The sequence below is a fragment of the Lysobacter sp. CC-YZS074 genome, from assembly GCF_056739745.1.
Map to the genome: position 1 here is coordinate 207,458 of NZ_CP200301.1, position 16,167 is coordinate 223,624.

Consider the following 16,167-nt stretch of genomic DNA (forward strand, 5'->3'; position numbering starts at 1 on the left):
CTTCGGCGAGTCGGCGCCTGCTAGAACAGATCACCCTGCGGTGACGGCTTGCGCGGTGCCACGAACCGCGAACTGTCCAGCGGCGGCAGCCGGCCGAATCCCAGCCGCCGGTGCGCCTTGGCGAATCGCTGCGCGATCAACTGGGCGAACGGACCTTCGCCGCGCATCCGCGTGCCGAATCCGCTGTCGTAATCCTTGCCACCGCGCATCTGCCGGATCAGGCTCATCACGTGCGCGGCGCGCTCGGGATAGTGCAGCTCGAGCCATTCGCGCCAGACCTGCTTGAGTTCGTGCGGCAGCCTCAGCAGCACGTAGCCCGCCGCGCCGGCGCCGTGGTCGCGGGCCGCCTCCAGGATGTGCTCGATCTCGCGGTCGGTGATCATCGGCACCACCGGCGCGACCATGACGCCCACCGGGACGCCGGCCTCCGACAGTGCGCGCATCGCCCGCAGCTTGGCGTGCGGCGCCGACGCCCGCGGCTCCATCCGCGCCGCCAGCCGGTTGTCCAGCGTGGTGACCGAGAAGTACACGGTGACCAGCCGCTCGCGCGCCATCGCCGCGAGCAGGTCGATGTCGCGTTCGATCAGCGCGCTCTTGGTGACGAAGCTGACCGGATGGCGGCACTCGGCCAGCAGCTCGAGCACCTCGCGCGTGACCCGGTAGCGTCGCTCGATCGGCTGGTAGGCATCGGTGTTGATGCCCAGCGCGATCGTGCTGGGCGCGTAGCCCTTCTTCGCCAGCTCCTCGCGCAGGCGCGCGGCGGCGTTGGTCTTGGCGTACAGCCGGGTCTCGAAGTCCAGCCCGGGCGAGAGGTCCAGATAGGCGTGCGACGGCCGGGCGAAACAGTAGACGCAGCCGTGCTCGCAACCGCGGTACGGGTTGACCGACTGGCTGAAGCCGACATCGGGCGAGTCGTTGCGGGTGATCACGCTGCGGGCGCGCTCTTCGGTCACCTCGGTGGCCGGGCGCGGCGTTTCGGCGATGTCCTCGTAGACCGAGCCCCAGCCGTCGTCGGCGCCGACCGCCTCGGTGACCGCGAAGCGGCCGCGCACGCGCGAGGCGGCGCCGCGACCCTTGATCGGCGCCTGGGCTTTGCGGGCATCGTCCATGCGCTTAGCCTAGGCCGGCGCTGTCGCACCGCAAGCGACGCCCTCTTAACTGTTCAGGCGGCGACCGATGCACGAAGCCCCGTTCGACCTGTGGCGCGAACTCGTCTCGTTCGACCACCTCAAACTGGTCCTGGCCCTCGGCTGGGCGGGGTACGTGCTGTGGCTGGGGCTGTGGATCGTGCTGCAGAAGCGTTCGCCGGCGGCGACGCTGAGCTGGTTGATCAGCCTGGCGGCGCTGCCGTACCTGGGATTCCTGGTCTACTACGTGTTCGGCCCGCAACGGATCCAGCGCCAGCGCCTGCGCCGCGTCCGCTCGCGGGCCGCGCTGCCGCCGCTGCCGGCCGGGCTGAAGCCGGATGCGGAGGCCGCCGAGCTGGCGCGGGTGGCCCAGGGCAGCACCGGCCTGCCCCCGGCAACGGCAACCTGCGCGCGGCTGCTGGTCGACGGCGCGGCCAAGTACGACGCGCTGCTGGCGGCGATCGTCCAGGCGCAGTCGCACGTGCACCTCGAGTACTACATCTACGAGCCGGACCGCACCGGCACCGCGTTGCGCGATGCGCTCGCCGAGCGCGCGCGCGCCGGGGTGCAGGTCCGGCTGTTGCTGGACGCGGTGGGTTCGAAGAAGGTGTCGAAACGCTTCCTGCGCCCGCTGCTCCAGGCCGGTGGCGAGGTGGCCTGGTTCCATCCGCTGCGCCTGCGCTGGTTCTGGAAGCGCCCCTGGTTGAACCTGCGCACCCATCGGAAGATCGTGGTGATCGACGGCCGCGTCGGATTCACCGGCGGCATCAACATCACCGACGAGCAGGACGAGCGGTTGCGCAACGACGCCTATCGGGACCTGCACCTCCAGCTGGAGGGCGACATCGTGCGGTCGCTGCAGCTGGTCTTCGTCGAAGACTGGGCGTACGCGACCGGCACCGCGCCGCGGCAGCTGCCCGGGCCGCCGCCGCAGCCCGGGCCGGTGGCGGCGCAGGTGGTGGTGTCCGGCCCGGATTCGCCGCTGGAGGCGATTCACCGGGTGCATGTCAGCGCGATCCACGCGGCGCAGCGGCGGGTGTGGCTGGTGACGCCCTACTTCGTGCCCGGCGAGGCGGCGATGATGTCGCTGACCTCGGCCGCGCTCGGCGGGCTCGACGTGCGCCTGCTGGTCCCGAAGGTCAGCGACAGCCGGCTGGTGACCTACGCCGCGCGGTCCTATTTCGACGAGCTGCTCGCCGCCGGGGTGAGGATCTACGAATACGGGCCGCGCCTGCTCCACACCAAGGCGCTGCTGTGCGATGACGATCTCGCCATCGTCGGCAGCGCCAACTTCGACCACCGCAGCTTCAGGCTTAATTTCGAGGTGTCGGTGCTGTTCCGCAACCGCGACGTGGCCGACGGGCTGGCCGGGCTGATCGAGCACGAGTGCGGTCGCGCGGTGCGGGTGCGCGACGACCGTGACCGGCCGCTGTGGCGGAGCCGGATGCCCGAGGCGTTGGCGCGGCTGGTGTCGCCGCTGCTGTAACCGTCGCCTGGTTCCGCGGCCGACCAGCGGTGGCGTGGGCGGACCCGCCGGCGACAGGTGACAACGCCCCTTCGCTACACTTCGCGCAATCGTCACTGGAGCACGGCAATGCCCTGGTTGTTGTTCCTGATCGCCCTCGCGGCCCTGGTGGTGGCTTTCACCACGACATCCGTCGCCCTGCTGCTGGTGTGCCTGCTGGCGGCTTTCGCGTTCGCACTGGGCGGGGTGATGCAGTTGCTCGCGCGGCGGGTCGACAGCAACAGCCGCAGCGAGGCGATGATGATCGACCCGGCGGAGTTGTTGCGCCTTCGGGAGCAGGCCGAGGTCCGCCGCCAGGCCAGGGTGGACACGAACGCGAACGGCGACGCCGCGGCACCTCGCTGATCCGGCCGGAAGGGCGCTTCCGACCCGCCGCGACCGCGACGACCTCGCCCGGGCTTCTGCGCCGCCGGCTGTCGCGCTAGGCTTGGCCGATGACCGTGCTCAGCGTCAACGTCAACAAAATCGCCGTACTGCGCAACTCGCGCGGCGGCGGTGATCCGGACGTACTCCGCGCCGCGCGGACCTGCCTCGACGCCGGCGCCCACGGGATCACCGTCCACCCGCGCCCCGACGCGCGTCACATCCGCAGCGACGATGTCCTCGCACTGGCCGATCTCACCCGCGAACGCGGCGTGGAGTTCAACCTCGAGGGCAATCCGTTCGCGCCACCCCGTCCGGGATACCCCGGGTTCCTGGCCTTGTGCGAGCGGGTGCGTCCCGCGCAGGCGACCCTGGTTCCCGACTCCGACGCCCAGCTCACCTCCGACCACGGCTTCGACTTCGCCCGCGATGGCGACCGCCTGCGGCCCCTGGTCGAACGACTGCACGAGCTCGGCTGCCGGGTCAGCCTGTTCGCCGACGCCGACGACGCCGGAGAAGGTGCGATCGAGCACGCCGCGGCGACCGGCGCGGATCGTATCGAGCTGTATACCGGACCGTTCGCCGAGGCCGCCGCGAACGCCGACGCGGCACCGATGCTCGCCAGGTTCGCGACGGTCGCGGAACGGGCCCGCACCGCCGGCCTGGGGGTCAATGCCGGCCACGATCTCAGCCAGTCCAACCTCGGATTGTTCCTGCGTTCGGTACCCGGTGTGCTCGAGGTGTCGATCGGCCACGCCCTGATTGGCGAGGCCCTCTACGACGGGCTTGCCGCTACCGTACGCGCCTACCTTGCAATCCTCGACAGCAACGCCGGCAAGCAATAAAAAAACGCCGCCCGAAGGCGGCGTTTCCAATACGACAGTAAGCGTCTGCGTGTACTGCGGTACTTCGATCAATCGTTCTGCACGAAGCCGATCTTCTTCATGTCGGCGGTCTTAGCGTGCGCCAGTACCTTGGCGAGGATGCCGTAGTCCGCATCCGGATTGACGTCGATCTCGAGCTGCGGCTGGTTGGTCGGGTCGCGCTGGACGGTCTCGCGCATCATGTTCGCAATCGCGGACAGCGGATACGGCGAGTTGTTCCAGAAGACCTGGCCGGACGCGTCGATCCGCAGCTTCACCGGCGGCGGCGGCTCGGTCAGCGGCGGAGGCTGGGTCGAGCGCTGCGGCAGGTTGACCTCGATCGGGTACGAAGCGATCGGTGCGGTCACCATGAAGATGATCAGCAGCACCAGCATCACGTCGACCAGCGGGGTCACGTTGATGTCGGCCATTGCACCGCCGCTGGAGTTGGAACTGAAAGCCATGTCCTGCTCTCCGGATTAATTGCGATCCTTGATCGCGACGAAGCCCACCTTGCGCATGCCCTGCTGCTGGGCAACCTGCACCACGTCCTTGATGATGCGGTACTTGGTGGTCTTGTCGCCGCGAACATTGATCTGCGGCTGCGGTGTCTTCTGCGCTTCGACCGACAGGCGGCTTTCCAGAAGCTCCATCGTCACGGGCTCGTCGTTCCAGTACAGCTTGCCGTCCTGGGTGACCGCGAGGGTGATCGGCGGAACCTCCGGCGCCATCTGTTCGAGATTGGCGACGTCAGCCTCCGGCAGCTCGACCTGAACTTTGTGCGACATCAACGGTGCGGTGATCATGAAGATGATCAGCAGCACCAGCATCACGTCGACCAGCGGCGTGACGTTGATTTCGGCCATCGGGCCGCCGCTATCGTTGCCTGAACTGAAGGCCATATCCGAACTCCAACTAACCTGTCAGTGACCGATGCTCAGCGCTTGGCCGCCAGCTCGCCAACGCGCGAACCGGTGGCGAAGAAATCGTGCAGGTCGTGGGCGAAGGTATCGAACTTGCTGTTGGTGACGCGGTTCATGCGGGTGAAGAAGTTGTAGGCCAACACCGCCGGGATCGCGACGAACAGACCGATCGCGGTCATGATCAGCGCCTCGCCGACCGGGCCGGCGACCGCGTCGATCGACGCATTGCCGCTGATGCCGATGCGGATCAGGGCGTGGTAGATGCCCCACACGGTACCGAGCAGGCCGACGAACGGCGCGGTCGAACCGACGGTGGCGAGTACGGTCAGGCCGGACTCGAGCTTCATCGACTCACGGGTGACGGCCTGGCGCAGGGCGCGGTCGACGAACTCGGAGCGGTTCAGCGACTCGACCAGGCGCGAGCCCTCGTGGCGCTGGTGGTGCGCGGCGGCTTGGGCGGCATCGAGCGCGATCTTGGAGAACGGCTCGCTGCGCTTCTGCTCTTCCATGTAACGGATCGAGTCCTGCGCGTTGGTGGTTTCCCAGAACGTGCTGATGACGCGATCCGACGTCGCGCGCAGACGCATGTTCTTGATCAGGTTGATGACGATCCAGTAGACCGACAGGACCGAGAAGATCAGCAGGGTGAGGAACACGATCCAGGCGACGGTGTCGAAGTTCTGGACCATGTGGGTGAAGCTCATCTGCTGGAATGCTTCGGCGTTGTTGCCTCCGGCAGCAGCAGCGGCGGTGGTGGTTTCCTGAAGCATGACGCTTACCTTTAGATGTCGTGGAAGAAGGGACTACGAGTTACAGCAACTGTGGCTCAGGCCGAGCCGGGCGGATGAACCCGCGGGTCCATCCTGCACGGATCAGTTGAGGTTGAAATCGACCGGAACACGAACCCGGCTGGCGACCGCGACACCGTTTTCGATCTGCGGGTTGAAGCGCCACTTCCGGGCCGCGGCGACTGCCGCCCGGTCCAGATCGCGGTTCCGGCTGGACTTCTCGACCTCGATGTCCAGCACGTTGCCCTGGGCGTCGATGCTGATGACCAGGATCACCGTGCCCTCGATCTGCGCACGCAGGGCGCTGGGCGGATAGTCCGGGGGGTTGCGCGAGCGGGACGACGGATCGACCGAGCCCAGCGTGTTCTGCGGGGCGGGCGGCGCCGGCGGGGCCGGCGGCGGCGCCGGAACGTCGACCGGGCTCGGATCGTCGACCACGATCGGCGGCGGCTCGGGCGGCGGCGGCAGCGGGGTCGGCTTCGGCGGCGACAGCTCCTTGGGCGGAGTGATCGGCTTGGGCGGTTCCGGCGGCGGCGGCGGCGGCGGCGGCGGCGGCGGTGGCGGCTTGATGATGTTCACCAAGGTCACCTCTTCCTCGGCCTTGTCCTGCGGCGGCGGCGCCATCGGCGCAAGCAGCATCAACAGGGCCGCGCAGTGCACGGCGATCGCCATGGTGATACCGGCGATGCGCGCCCAGTTCAACCCTTCGCGGTCGTCTTGTTTCTTAGCGGGGATTTCCAAGTCTTGCGTCATTGCGCCGTCAGCTCGGGGAGGAATGCCGGGCGCTGGCTGCGCCTCGGAAGATCAGGCTCCTGCGGCGTTTTGCGCCACGGGAACTTCCTAGGATATACCAAACTCGTTCGGGGCTTCCAAGCGAAATTTGGTGTTTTCGTGATGCGTTTACCGCTCGATGATGGACTGCGCCTCATCGGGATTGCCGATGCCTTTCGCCAAGGCCCGTGTTGCGGCCGCCTTCGCTTCCGCGTCCCGTCCTTCGTTAAGCAGGACCTTGGCCAGGTTCAGATAAGTGGAACCGTCGTTGTCCAGGGGCGCAGCCTTCCGGTAGGCCTCGATGGCCGGGCCGGTCTGGCCCGAGAAGTAGTTGGCTTGGGCGAGGGCGACCGTGGTATTGAAATCTTCGCTGAGCACGCCTTTCGCCAGCCCGTCTTCGATCACCGCGATGGCTTCGCTCTCCTTGCCTTCCATGTTGATGTAGGTGGCGTAGAGCTGCTGGTACTCGTTCGCTTCGGTCAGTTGACCGGCGCCGCGCATCTTCTCCAGCACCGCGACCGCCTTGTCCTGCATTCCGGCCTGCTGGTAGGTGGCCGCCAGGTTCAGCTGGGCGCGACGGTCGTCCGGCTTGGCTGCCGCGACCTGTTCGGCCATGCGGACCGCTTCACCGGCGTTGCCGCCCTTGGCGTGGACCTGCATGAGCAGGGCCTGCCATTCGGGCTTGGTTTCGCCGCTGCTCTGGATGGCCTGCTCCATCAGTTCGGCGGCTTCGGGATAGCGTTCGAGCAGGAACAATGCCTGCCCCTTCATCATCATCGCCTGCGGGTCCTTGCTGCCGGTTTCGGCAAAGAAGCGGTCGTAGGTCGCGAGCGACTCGGCGTAGTGCTCCTGCTGCTGCTGCAACTGGGCGAGGTTGAGCATCATCGTGTAGTGGTTGTTGTTGTCGAGCGCGTCCAGCTCGACCACCTGACCGAACAGGGAGGCGGCGCGGTCGACGTCGCCGGCCTCGTAGGCCACCTGGGCCGCGGTCTGCGCGGCCAGTGCCTTCTCGTAGGCGTTGGAGTCGGCGTCGGCGAGAATCGCGTCGGCAATCGCAACGGCCTCCGCTCCGCTGCCTTCCTGCTGGAGGTCGACCATCTCCTGCAACTTGCGGGCGGTCCTCGCGGAAGCCTTCGTCTCCGGCGCCTCGCGGGTCGCTTCGGGGAACTGCTCGGCGCCGGCGCGCTGCTGCTCGATCTGGCGGCGATCGGACCGGCCGCGGTCGGGAGAGGACTGCGCGGCGGCAGCGCCCATCGTGGCGACCAGCACCGCGGCGACGGCGGTGCACAGCAGGCGGTGGCGGGAGAAGGAATGGCTCATCGGTTCACCTCAGGCAAACGTCCGAAGTACGGTCGGACGCGGGTCTGGCATTCAGGGGGAGGCCAACCTAGCAGAAACCGGTGACGCTAGGTAACCGCCCTGCCTGAACCGACACGTCGTGTTAACCGCAGCTCGGCTTTCGCCCGGCTGCGCGGGCCTGCTGGTACACCGGCTCAAGGCCTTCGGCACGGGCGGCGAGCTCGGCAATGCGGCTTTGCGGATCCGGGTGGGTGGAGAGCCACTCGGGGGAGCGGCTGCCCCCGGCGGCGATCATGTTCTGCCACAGGTTGACCGCCTGCTCGGGGTCGAAACCGGCCTTGGCCATGAGCTGCTGGCCGACGATGTCGGCTTCCGATTCCTGGGTGCGACTGTTGGGCAGCAGGAAGGCGGTCTGCACCGCGGCGCCGCCGAGTTGCTGGGTCGCCTGCGCCGCGCTGGAGCCGTACTGCGAACCCACCAGCGCGCCGAGGATGCCGAGCCCGGCCTGCGCCCCGAGCTGCCGGGTCACGCGTTCGTCGTGGTGGCGGGAAACCACGTGGCCGACCTCGTGCGCGATCACCGCCGCGAGCTGGTCCTGATTCCGGGCGACATCGAAGATGCCGGTGTAGACGCCGACCTTGCCGCCGGGCAGGGCAAAGGCGTTGGGCGACTCGTTGACGAACAGCGCGCTTTCCCACTGGGCCTGCCAGTCGGAGGGCAGCTGGCGGGTGATCGCGCCGACCACGCATCGCACGTACGCGGTCTGGCTGGAACTGCTGCTCTGCGGCAGCTTCGCCTTGTATTCCGAAAACGCCTGCGCACCCATCTGGTCCAGCTGCTGCTGGGACACGGCGCCGACCTGCTGGGTCCGCCCGGTGGGGGAGGTGGTGGTGGCGCACGCGGCGGCCGCGGCGGCGATCGCCAGCCCGAGCAACAGACGTTTCATGGCGGAGTTCCTGTTCCGTGAAAGCCCGTTGTAGTGGGCCGGCGATGAATAGGCCGTCAAAGTCGGCGCCGACTTCTGGATACGGCGCCGTATGTCCGCAAAAGGGCGAGGGGCTCAGACGTCGAGGTTGGCGACCCGCAAGGCGTTGTCCTCGATGAATTCGCGTCGGGGCTCGACGACATCGCCCATCAGGCAGCTGAAGATCTGGTCGGCGGCCACCGCATCCTCGATCCGGACCTGCAGCAGGCGCCGGGTTTCGGGGTTGACGGTCGTTTCCCAGAGCTGCTCCGGGTTCATTTCGCCCAAACCCTTGAAGCGCTGGATCTGGCGGCCTTTCTTGGCTTCCTCGAGCAGCCAGGCCTGGGCCTGGGCGAAGCTGTCCACCGGCTGTGCGCGATTGCCGCGGACGATCTGCGCACCCTCCCGGACCAGGCCATGCAACTGCGCGGCCGCCTCGCGCAGCGCCCGAAGCTCGCCGCCTTCGAACGCGGCCAGCGGCAGCACCTGCAGCAACTCCTCGCCCATGTGCATGCGCTTGACCAGCAGGGCGGCCGGGTGGGCGTCGGTCGCCGGCTGCAGGCTCAGCGCGTACCGGGGCTTGCCCATGCCGGAGCGGTTGAGCCGCTTCTCCAGCGCTTCCAGTTCGTGCTGTTCGTCAACGTTCTCGCTCAGATGGGCGGAGTCCAGCGGGGTGAAGTCGATCAGCGCTTCCAGCACCAGCGGGTCATACCGGTGCGTGTTGCGCGCGATCGTCTCGCGAGCGCCTGCATAGGCCAGCAGCAGCTTTTCCAGGGCCTCGCCGGTGATCGGCGGCTCGCCTTCGGCCGGGATCAGCGAAGCCCCCTCGACCGCGTTGCCGGCCAGGTAGGCGTCGAGCGCGGCGTCGTCCTTCAGGTACAACTCGGTCTTGCCCTGCTTGATCTTGTAAAGCGGCGGCAAGCCGATGTAGACGTGACCGCGCTCGATCAATTCCGGCATCTGACGGTAGAAGAACGTCAGCAGCAGGGTGCGGATATGGCTGCCGTCGACGTCGGCGTCGGTCATGATGATGACGCGGTGGTAGCGCAGCTTGTCCGGGTTGTACTCGTCCTTGCCGATCCCCGTGCCGAGCGCGGTGATCAGGGTGCCGACCTCGGCCGATGAGAGCATGCGGTCGAAGCGCGCGCGCTCGACATTGAGGATCTTGCCGCGCAACGGCAGCACCGCCTGGTTCTTGCGGTTGCGGCCCTGCTTGGCCGAGCCACCGGCCGAGTCACCCTCGACGATGAACAGTTCGGACAGGGCGGGGTCCTTTTCCTGGCAGTCGGCGAGCTTGCCGGGCAGGCCGGCGATATCCAGGGCACCCTTGCGGCGGGTCAGATCGCGCGCCTTGCGGGCGGCTTCGCGGGCGCGGGCGGCGTCGACCACCTTCTCGCAAATGGCGCGGGCCTCCTGCGGGTGTTCCTGCAGGAACTCCTCCAGCCGGGCACCGAAGGTGTGCTCGACCACCGGCCGGACGTCGGAGCTGACCAGCTTTTCCTTCGTCTGCGACGAAAAACTGGGGTCGGGAACCTTCACCGACAGCACCGCGATCATGCCCTCGCGCATGTCGTCGCCGGACAGGTTGACCTTCGCCTGCTTGGCGATGCCGTTCTGCTCGATGTAGTTGCTCAGGGTGCGGGTCAGGGCCGCGCGGAACCCCTGCAGGTGCGTGCCGCCGTCCCTCTGCGGAATGTTGTTGGTGAAGCAGAACATCGTCTCCTGGTAGGAGTCGGTCCACTGGATCGCCACGTCGACGGTAATGCCCGCCTCTTCGCCACTGACCGCGATCACATTGGCGTGCAGCGGGGTCTTGAGCTGGGCCAGGTGCTCAACGAAGGAGGCGATACCGCCCTCGTACTGGAACACGTCGCGCTTGCCCTCGCCACGCTCGTCAACCAGGGTGATCTTGACCCCGGAATTCAGGAACGACAGCTCGCGCAACCGCTTGGCCAGGATGTCGTAGTGGAACTGGACGTCGGTGAAGATCTCCGGCGACGGCTTGAAGCGGAGCAGGGTGCCGCGCTTGTCGGTCGCCTCGAGCTGCTGGAGCGTGTAGAGCGGCTCACCCAGGGCGTACTCCTGGCGGTGGTGGTGACCGTCGCGCCACACATCCAGCCACAGGTGTTCGGACAGTGCGTTGACGACCGACACGCCGACGCCGTGAAGGCCACCGGACACCTTGTAGCTGTTGTCGTCGAACTTGCCGCCGGCGTGCAGCACGGTCAGGATCACCTCGGCCGCCGACACCCCTTCTTCCTTGTGGATGTCGACCGGCATGCCGCGGCCGTTGTCGGACACGGAAACCGAACCGTCCTCGTGGATGGTGACGACGATATCGTCGGCGTGACCGGCAAGCGCCTCGTCGACCGAATTGTCGACCACCTCGAACACCATGTGGTGCAGGCCGGTGCCGTCGTGCACGTCGCCGATATACATGCCGGGACGCTTGCGCACCGCCTCCAGACCGCGCAGGACGGTGATCTTGCTGGAATCATAGGCTTGCGACGCGGCCGGGGCGTCGGTCGACGCGTCTTCCTGCCCGGATGCGGGATCGTGCTCGATTGATGTCATGCGCAGCGGCTCCGACGAGGCGCCACGATGGCGTGGGGACCCCGTACTCATATGTATTTGCGTGTCCCGATTATAGCCGAGGCGGGCCGCTCCCCGGCGGGCACCGGTGCACCCCGGCCACTGGCACTCAGGTTTGAAGCTGCACAGCGCCGTGTTCCACGTGGAACACCGTCGCGGGCGCCCCGGCCGAATTTATGGCCCGTGGCACCTCCGTGCCCGTGACAAAGGTCTGTGCCCCGGAACCGGCGAGATAGCCGAGCACCCGCTCCTGATGGCGTGCATCCAGCTCCGAGGCAAGGTCATCGAGCGCCACCACGGGCCACTCACCCAGCGCAGACGCGAGGTGACTGGCCTGGGCGAGAAGGGCGGTGAGTGCGGCCAGCTTGGCTTGGCCACGCGACAGTGTCTCCCGATTCGGCAAGGTCGCGAAGTCGATCCTCCAGTCGGACCTGTGCGGCCCGACAGAGGTAAAACCCGCCTGTAGATCGCGGGGTCGCGCCAGCAGCAGGGCATCGGCCAGCGACAGCTCCTCCCGACGCCACCCCGGGGCGTATGCGGTGCTCGCCGCCCCCAAAACCGGGGACAGGTGCGCCGCCAGCGTCGCCATGCCCGGCTCCAGTGAACCGAGGTAGCCTTCGCGATAGGTGGTGAGGGGCTCGCCGGCTTCCACCAGCTCACGATCCCAGGCATCGAGCTGCGCGGCGCTGGCGCGGGTCTTCAGAAGCGCGTTGCGCTGCTTGAGCGCACGGGAGTAGCGCCGCCATGTAGGCATGAATTCCGGTTCCACGTGGAACAATCCCCAGTCCAGGAACCGGCGTCGGCTGTCGGCGGAACCGCTGACCAGGGCGTGACTCCCGGGTTCGAACGTAACCACAGCCAAGGCCTGGCACAGTGCACCCAGCTGGTCGACAGAGTGGCCATCGAGGCGGCCGGTCCATTGTTGTCCGCTGTGCCGGAGGCCAGCGCGCCGGAGTCGGTCGTGCGTAACGGCCGCGCCATCCGAAGATTCCCGACCGGCCTCGCGCCATTCCACGAAGACCTCCAGCGCGGCCTGTCCGCTGCGAACCAGGCCGTCCCGCACCCGTCCCCGAAAGCTGCGGCCGTAACCCATCAGGTGCAGCGCCTCGAGCACACTGCTCTTGCCGGCGCCGTTTTCGCCCGTGATCACGTTCATGCCGGGAGCCGGATGCAGCTGCAAGTGCTCGAACCGCCGGAGGTTGCGCAGATCGAGCCGGACTACCTCCACGCCGCTCCACCTACCGTTTCGATCGTACAAATACAGACACGCCCGGAAAAACCGGGCGTGTGTCGTACTAAGAGCCGTTCCACGTGGAACATGCGTTGTCAGAGTCGCAGAGGCATCACGACGTGACGGCACCGATCGTTGGCCGCTTCGCGGACCAGCGCGGACGAGTTGGCATCGCGCAATGCAAGCACCACCTGCTCGTCACGCAGGGCCGTCAACGCATCCAGCAGGTAGTTCACGTTGAAACCGACCGCCAGATCGTCGACGCGGGTCTCGGCTTCGACTTCTTCCTGCGCCTCTTCCTGCTCCGGATTGTGGGCGCTGATCCTGAGCTGGCCCGGCGACACCTCGATACGGACGCCGCGATACTTCTCGTTTGAAAGGATGGCGGCGCGTTGGAGAGAGGCGCGCAGCACTTCGCGATCGATGCGCACTTCCTTGTCCGCTCCGATCGGGATCACCGCTTCGTAGTCCGGGAAGCGCCCGTCGATGAGCTTGCTGGTAAAGGTGACGTCGTCACGTTTGACCCGGATATGGCCGCGGCCCATCTCCAACTCCAGTTCGCGCTCGCCACCCTCCAGCAGGCGCTGCAGCTCGGTCACGCCTTTGCGGGGCACGATGATCTGGCGCTTGGTCTGGGCGCTGCCCTCGTACTCGGCTTCGCACAAGGCCAGACGGTGGCCATCGGTGGCGACGCAGCGCAGGCTGGTCTCACGCAGGTCGAACAACAGGCCGTTGAGGTAATAGCGCACGTCCTGCTGGGCCATCGCGAACGCGGTGCGTTCGATCAGCTCCTTGAGGGTGGCTTCCGGGACGCGGACCCGCTCGGTCGCCTCGACCTCGTCGATCGACGGGAAGTCGTTGGCGGGCAGGCTGGCCAGAGTGAAGCGCGAACGCCCCGCCTGCACGGTGACCTTGTCGGCGCTCTGGCTGATCGCGACCTTGCTGCCGTCGGGCAGGGCGCGAACGATGTCGAACAGCTTGCGTGCCGGGATCGTGGTCTCGCCATCTTCGGCGTCGTCGACCGCGATGCGCGACACCATTTCCACTTCCAGATCCGTACCGGTCAGCGACAGCTGTCCATCCCTGACCTGGACCAGCAGGTTGGCGAGGACCGGCAGCGTCTGCCGACGCTCGACCACGTTGACGACCTGCGCCAACGGCTTGAGAAACACTTCGCGTTGCAGGCTGAAACGCATGCCGTCCTTCCCCTATGCCCAATACAAAAGAGTTGAATAAATCAAAAGCCTGGTGGTGATGGAGTCGGCCAAAACCCGGGAAAACTCCGATAACCCATTGAATCCTAAACAAATACACCGGCTGCCAACGACGGTATAACCGCCTTGTGAGCTCCGGTACAACCTGTGGACAGTTTTGCCGGTCGGTGGCCGTGTCCTACTTGTCCACAACTTGTCCGCACGTCCCGCACATGTTCGCGGGGAAGGGCGACATCACTCGCTGAGCTTGCGAATCAGCTTGTCCCAGTCCTCGCGCATCTTGCCGTCCGTCTCCATCAGGCTGCGGATCTGGCGGCAGGCATGCAGCACGGTGGTGTGGTCGCGGCCCGCGAACGCGTCGCCGATCTCCGGCAGGCTGTGTTCGGTCAGCTCCTTGGTCAGCGCCATGGCCATCTGACGCGGACGGGCGAGCGAACGGGTCCGCCGTTTCGACAACAAGTCCTTGATCTGCAACCCGTAGTAGTCTGCCACGGTCTTCTGGATGTTGGGGATGCCGATCGCCTGCTGCTGCGCGCGCAGCAGGTCGCGCAGGGTCTCCTGGGCGAACTCCACGGTGATCGCCCGGCCGGTGAAGTTGGCGCGGGCCGCCAGTGTGTTGAGCGCGCCCTCGAGGTCGCGCACGTTGGAGCGCATCTTCTTGGCCAGCAGGAACGCGACTTCCTCGGGAATCACCGCGCCCCGCTCGGCCGCCTTGGACAGCACGATCTGGGCGCGGGTTTCGAAGTCCGGCGGATCGATCGCCACCGACAGGCCCCAGCCCAGCCGCGACTTCAGCCGCGGTTCCAGCCCCTCGACCTCGCGCGGGAAACGGTCGCAGGTCAGGATGATCTGCTGCTTGCCGTCGATCAGCGCGTTGAAGGTGTGGAAGAACTCCTCCTGGGTGCGGTCCTTGCCGGCGAAGAACTGGATGTCGTCGATCAGCAGCGCATCCACCTGCTGGAACTGGCGCTTGAACGCGGCCATGCCGTTGGCCTTGTCCTGCAGCGCCTTCATCAGCGCCGCCAGGAACTGCTCCGAACGCAGGTACAGCACCCGCATCGACGGATCGGCGGCCCGCATCGCATTGCCGGCGGCGAACATCAGGTGGGTCTTGCCCAGGCCGGTGCCGCCGTACAGCAGCAGCGGGTTGTGGGCGCGGTCGCCCGGCTTGAGCGCGGCCTGCCACGCGGCGGCGCGGCCGAGCTGGTTGCTGCGGCCCTCGACGAAGTTGTCGAAGGTGTAATGGTTGTCGAGATGGCCGTCGAACGCCTCGACCGGCGCTGCCGGTTCCGGCCTCGCGGTGGCCGCCGGCGTGCGGACCGCTGCCGGCGCGCGCGGCATCGACCCGACCTCCAGACTGACCTCGTCGGAACCGGCAAAATGCGCCAGCAGCTCGCGGATGCGGTCGAGATAGCGCTCGCGCACGTGGTCGACCACGAAGGCGTTGGGCGCGTACAGCACGGTGGCGCCTTCGCGGTGGCTGGCCTGCAGCGGCTTGAGCCAGGTATGGACGTCCTCGGCGGGGAACTCGGCTTCGAGGCGTTCGAGGCAGCGGGGCCAGACGTCCATAAGATGTTCTTGGATGATGCGCGTGGACATGACGACCCGCCCGCGCAGCACAACGCCGCGCCGCGGGGATCAGTAGGGGGCCGGCCAGACTACCATTCGGCCATGGACGCGAACAGCGAAGCGGCGTCTGCACAGCGGGGCCGACAGGGCGGGGCGGCTTGACCGGGGCTGCCGGCGGCCGCTAGACTTGCCGGTCTTTTCCGCACGAACCAGAGCCGTTCCCATGGCCACCAAGCGCACCTACCAGCCCAGCAACCTCAAGCGCAAGCGCGACCACGGCTTCCGTGCCCGCATGGCGACCGCCGACGGCCGCAAGATCCTCGCGCGTCGCCGCGCCAAGGGTCGCAAGCGTCTCTGCGCCTGATCACTGCGCCCCTGGTCCGGCTTCCGCCCGACCACGCGTAGTGCAGCAACGGCCGCCCATCGCCGCCGTTGCCGACCGGATGAGCACGACCCGCTTCCCGCGCACCGCGCGGGTTCGCGCGCGTTCCGATTTCGACCGCATCTTCAAGCACGGCCGGCGCGTGGCGCTGCCCGTGCTTGCTTTGCATTGGCACAAGCCGTCAGCCGGGGATGCCGTGGCGGCGGTCGAGGCGCCTGCATCGGGCGCCCGCCTCGGCCTCGCGGTATCACGCAAGGTCGATCGCCGCGCCGTCGGGCGCAACCGCATCAAGCGTGTCCTGCGCGACAGTTTCCGCGAACACCGTCGGCTGCTGGCCGATGGCGACTACGTCGTAGTCGCCCGTCCGGCCGCCGCGCAGTGCTCCGGCCCGCAACTGCGCGAGGCCTTCCTCGGCCTGTTGCGCCGCAGCGGCGCCCTGGCGGGTGCGTCGTTGCCCGCATCCACGGCGGCGGTCACAATGCCCGCGCCGGCCGGATCGGCCGAGCCACTCCCTTCTTCCCCCACGCCGCCGCGCGCCGGCTGAGCCTGTCCGTTG

Annotated in this window: 16 protein-coding genes; 5 read left to right on the forward strand and 11 right to left on the reverse strand. The window is 67.4% G+C overall.

The features are described 5' to 3' along the window. Window positions 1-20: 20 nt before the first annotated feature. Entirely contained in the window at window positions 21-1,109 is a 1,089-nt protein-coding gene (locus U8331_RS00845; protein ID WP_481131748.1) for a PA0069 family radical SAM protein, read from the reverse strand. 67 nt (window positions 1,110-1,176) lie between these two features. Between U8331_RS00845 and cls the strand changes: the two genes are divergently transcribed. The 3 genes from cls to U8331_RS00860 all read left to right on the forward strand — a co-directional run bounded on the left by cls (window position 1,177) and on the right by U8331_RS00860 (window position 3,860). Continuing rightward, a complete protein-coding gene (gene cls / locus U8331_RS00850; protein WP_481131749.1) occupies window positions 1,177-2,613 on the forward strand; it encodes a cardiolipin synthase in 1,437 nt (478 codons plus the stop codon). Between the two features lie 108 nt (window positions 2,614-2,721). Then, window positions 2,722-2,997 (forward strand): hypothetical protein, encoded by a 276-nt coding sequence (locus U8331_RS00855; protein WP_481131750.1) that lies wholly within the window; start codon window positions 2,722-2,724, stop codon window positions 2,995-2,997. Window positions 2,998-3,086: 89 nt separating this feature from the next. Beyond that, the gene (locus tag U8331_RS00860) at window positions 3,087-3,860 is read left to right on the forward strand and encodes a pyridoxine 5'-phosphate synthase (RefSeq protein WP_481131751.1); all 774 of its coding nucleotides are present in this window, start codon (window positions 3,087-3,089) and stop codon (window positions 3,858-3,860) included. Window positions 3,861-3,928: 68 nt separating this feature from the next. Here U8331_RS00860 and U8331_RS00865 read toward each other — a convergent pair whose 3' ends face one another. From U8331_RS00865 to dnaA, 10 genes are all read right to left on the reverse strand, one after another. Next, window positions 3,929-4,342, reverse strand: coding sequence for an ExbD/TolR family protein (locus U8331_RS00865; protein ID WP_481131752.1), 414 nt, complete (start codon window positions 4,340-4,342; stop codon window positions 3,929-3,931). A gap of 15 nt (window positions 4,343-4,357) precedes the next feature. Beyond that, window positions 4,358-4,780, reverse strand: a complete 423-nt coding sequence (locus tag U8331_RS00870) for an ExbD/TolR family protein (protein ID WP_481131753.1) — start codon at window positions 4,778-4,780, stop codon at window positions 4,358-4,360. 35 nt (window positions 4,781-4,815) lie between these two features. Then, window positions 4,816-5,571, reverse strand: coding sequence for a MotA/TolQ/ExbB proton channel family protein (locus U8331_RS00875; RefSeq protein ID WP_481131754.1), 756 nt, complete (start codon window positions 5,569-5,571; stop codon window positions 4,816-4,818). 102 nt (window positions 5,572-5,673) lie between these two features. After that, a complete protein-coding gene (locus U8331_RS00880; protein WP_481131755.1) occupies window positions 5,674-6,342 on the reverse strand; it encodes an energy transducer TonB in 669 nt (222 codons plus the stop codon). Between the two features lie 147 nt (window positions 6,343-6,489). Continuing rightward, complete coding sequence (locus U8331_RS00885; protein WP_481131756.1) at window positions 6,490-7,680, reverse strand: tetratricopeptide repeat protein; 1,191 nt, start codon at window positions 7,678-7,680, stop codon at window positions 6,490-6,492. 121 nt (window positions 7,681-7,801) lie between these two features. Then, a complete protein-coding gene (locus U8331_RS00890; protein ID WP_481131757.1) occupies window positions 7,802-8,605 on the reverse strand; it encodes a M48 family metallopeptidase in 804 nt (267 codons plus the stop codon). Between the two features lie 114 nt (window positions 8,606-8,719). Further along, a complete protein-coding gene (gene gyrB / locus U8331_RS00895) occupies window positions 8,720-11,197 on the reverse strand; it encodes a DNA topoisomerase (ATP-hydrolyzing) subunit B (protein ID WP_481131758.1) in 2,478 nt (825 codons plus the stop codon). A 127-nt stretch (window positions 11,198-11,324) separates the two neighbouring features. Beyond that, window positions 11,325-12,443 (reverse strand): DNA replication/repair protein RecF, encoded by a 1,119-nt coding sequence (gene recF, locus U8331_RS00900; protein WP_481131759.1) that lies wholly within the window; start codon window positions 12,441-12,443, stop codon window positions 11,325-11,327. Between the two features lie 98 nt (window positions 12,444-12,541). Next, window positions 12,542-13,642, reverse strand: a complete 1,101-nt coding sequence (dnaN, locus tag U8331_RS00905; protein ID WP_481131760.1) for a DNA polymerase III subunit beta — start codon at window positions 13,640-13,642, stop codon at window positions 12,542-12,544. A 252-nt stretch (window positions 13,643-13,894) separates the two neighbouring features. Next, complete coding sequence (gene dnaA, locus U8331_RS00910; protein ID WP_481131761.1) at window positions 13,895-15,229, reverse strand: chromosomal replication initiator protein DnaA; 1,335 nt, start codon at window positions 15,227-15,229, stop codon at window positions 13,895-13,897. A 223-nt stretch (window positions 15,230-15,452) separates the two neighbouring features. On the opposite strand from dnaA, the gene rpmH reads away from it, so the two are divergent. Beyond that, complete coding sequence (gene rpmH, locus U8331_RS00915; RefSeq protein WP_031374044.1) at window positions 15,453-15,593, forward strand: 50S ribosomal protein L34; 141 nt, start codon at window positions 15,453-15,455, stop codon at window positions 15,591-15,593. Window positions 15,594-15,672: 79 nt separating this feature from the next. Next, window positions 15,673-16,155 carry a ribonuclease P protein component gene (rnpA, locus tag U8331_RS00920; RefSeq protein WP_481132860.1) on the forward strand — a complete coding sequence of 161 codons (483 nt, stop codon included), beginning with the start codon at window positions 15,673-15,675 and terminating at the stop codon, window positions 16,153-16,155. The last annotated feature ends 12 nt before the right edge of the window (window positions 16,156-16,167 follow it).

What these genes read in the sequence shown, in the direction of transcription:
- U8331_RS00845 (WP_481131748.1), bottom strand. Translation starts at nt 1,109, where the DNA reads ATGGACGATGCCCGCAAAGCCCAGGCGCCGATCAAGGGTCGCGGCGCC.
- cls (WP_481131749.1), top strand. Translation starts at nt 1,177, where the DNA reads ATGCACGAAGCCCCGTTCGACCTGTGGCGCGAACTCGTCTCGTTCGAC.
- U8331_RS00855 (WP_481131750.1), top strand. Translation starts at nt 2,722, where the DNA reads ATGCCCTGGTTGTTGTTCCTGATCGCCCTCGCGGCCCTGGTGGTGGCT.
- U8331_RS00860 (WP_481131751.1), top strand. Translation starts at nt 3,087, where the DNA reads ATGACCGTGCTCAGCGTCAACGTCAACAAAATCGCCGTACTGCGCAAC.
- U8331_RS00865 (WP_481131752.1), bottom strand. Translation starts at nt 4,342, where the DNA reads ATGGCTTTCAGTTCCAACTCCAGCGGCGGTGCAATGGCCGACATCAAC.
- U8331_RS00870 (WP_481131753.1), bottom strand. Translation starts at nt 4,780, where the DNA reads ATGGCCTTCAGTTCAGGCAACGATAGCGGCGGCCCGATGGCCGAAATC.
- U8331_RS00875 (WP_481131754.1), bottom strand. Translation starts at nt 5,571, where the DNA reads ATGCTTCAGGAAACCACCACCGCCGCTGCTGCTGCCGGAGGCAACAAC.
- U8331_RS00880 (WP_481131755.1), bottom strand. Translation starts at nt 6,342, where the DNA reads ATGACGCAAGACTTGGAAATCCCCGCTAAGAAACAAGACGACCGCGAA.
- U8331_RS00885 (WP_481131756.1), bottom strand. Translation starts at nt 7,680, where the DNA reads ATGAGCCATTCCTTCTCCCGCCACCGCCTGCTGTGCACCGCCGTCGCC.
- U8331_RS00890 (WP_481131757.1), bottom strand. Translation starts at nt 8,605, where the DNA reads ATGAAACGTCTGTTGCTCGGGCTGGCGATCGCCGCCGCGGCCGCCGCG.
- gyrB (WP_481131758.1), bottom strand. Translation starts at nt 11,197, where the DNA reads ATGACATCAATCGAGCACGATCCCGCATCCGGGCAGGAAGACGCGTCG.
- dnaN (WP_481131760.1), bottom strand. Translation starts at nt 13,642, where the DNA reads ATGCGTTTCAGCCTGCAACGCGAAGTGTTTCTCAAGCCGTTGGCGCAG.
- dnaA (WP_481131761.1), bottom strand. Translation starts at nt 15,229, where the DNA reads ATGGACGTCTGGCCCCGCTGCCTCGAACGCCTCGAAGCCGAGTTCCCC.
- rpmH (WP_031374044.1), top strand. Translation starts at nt 15,453, where the DNA reads ATGGCCACCAAGCGCACCTACCAGCCCAGCAACCTCAAGCGCAAGCGC.
- rnpA (WP_481132860.1), top strand. Translation starts at nt 15,673, where the DNA reads ATGAGCACGACCCGCTTCCCGCGCACCGCGCGGGTTCGCGCGCGTTCC.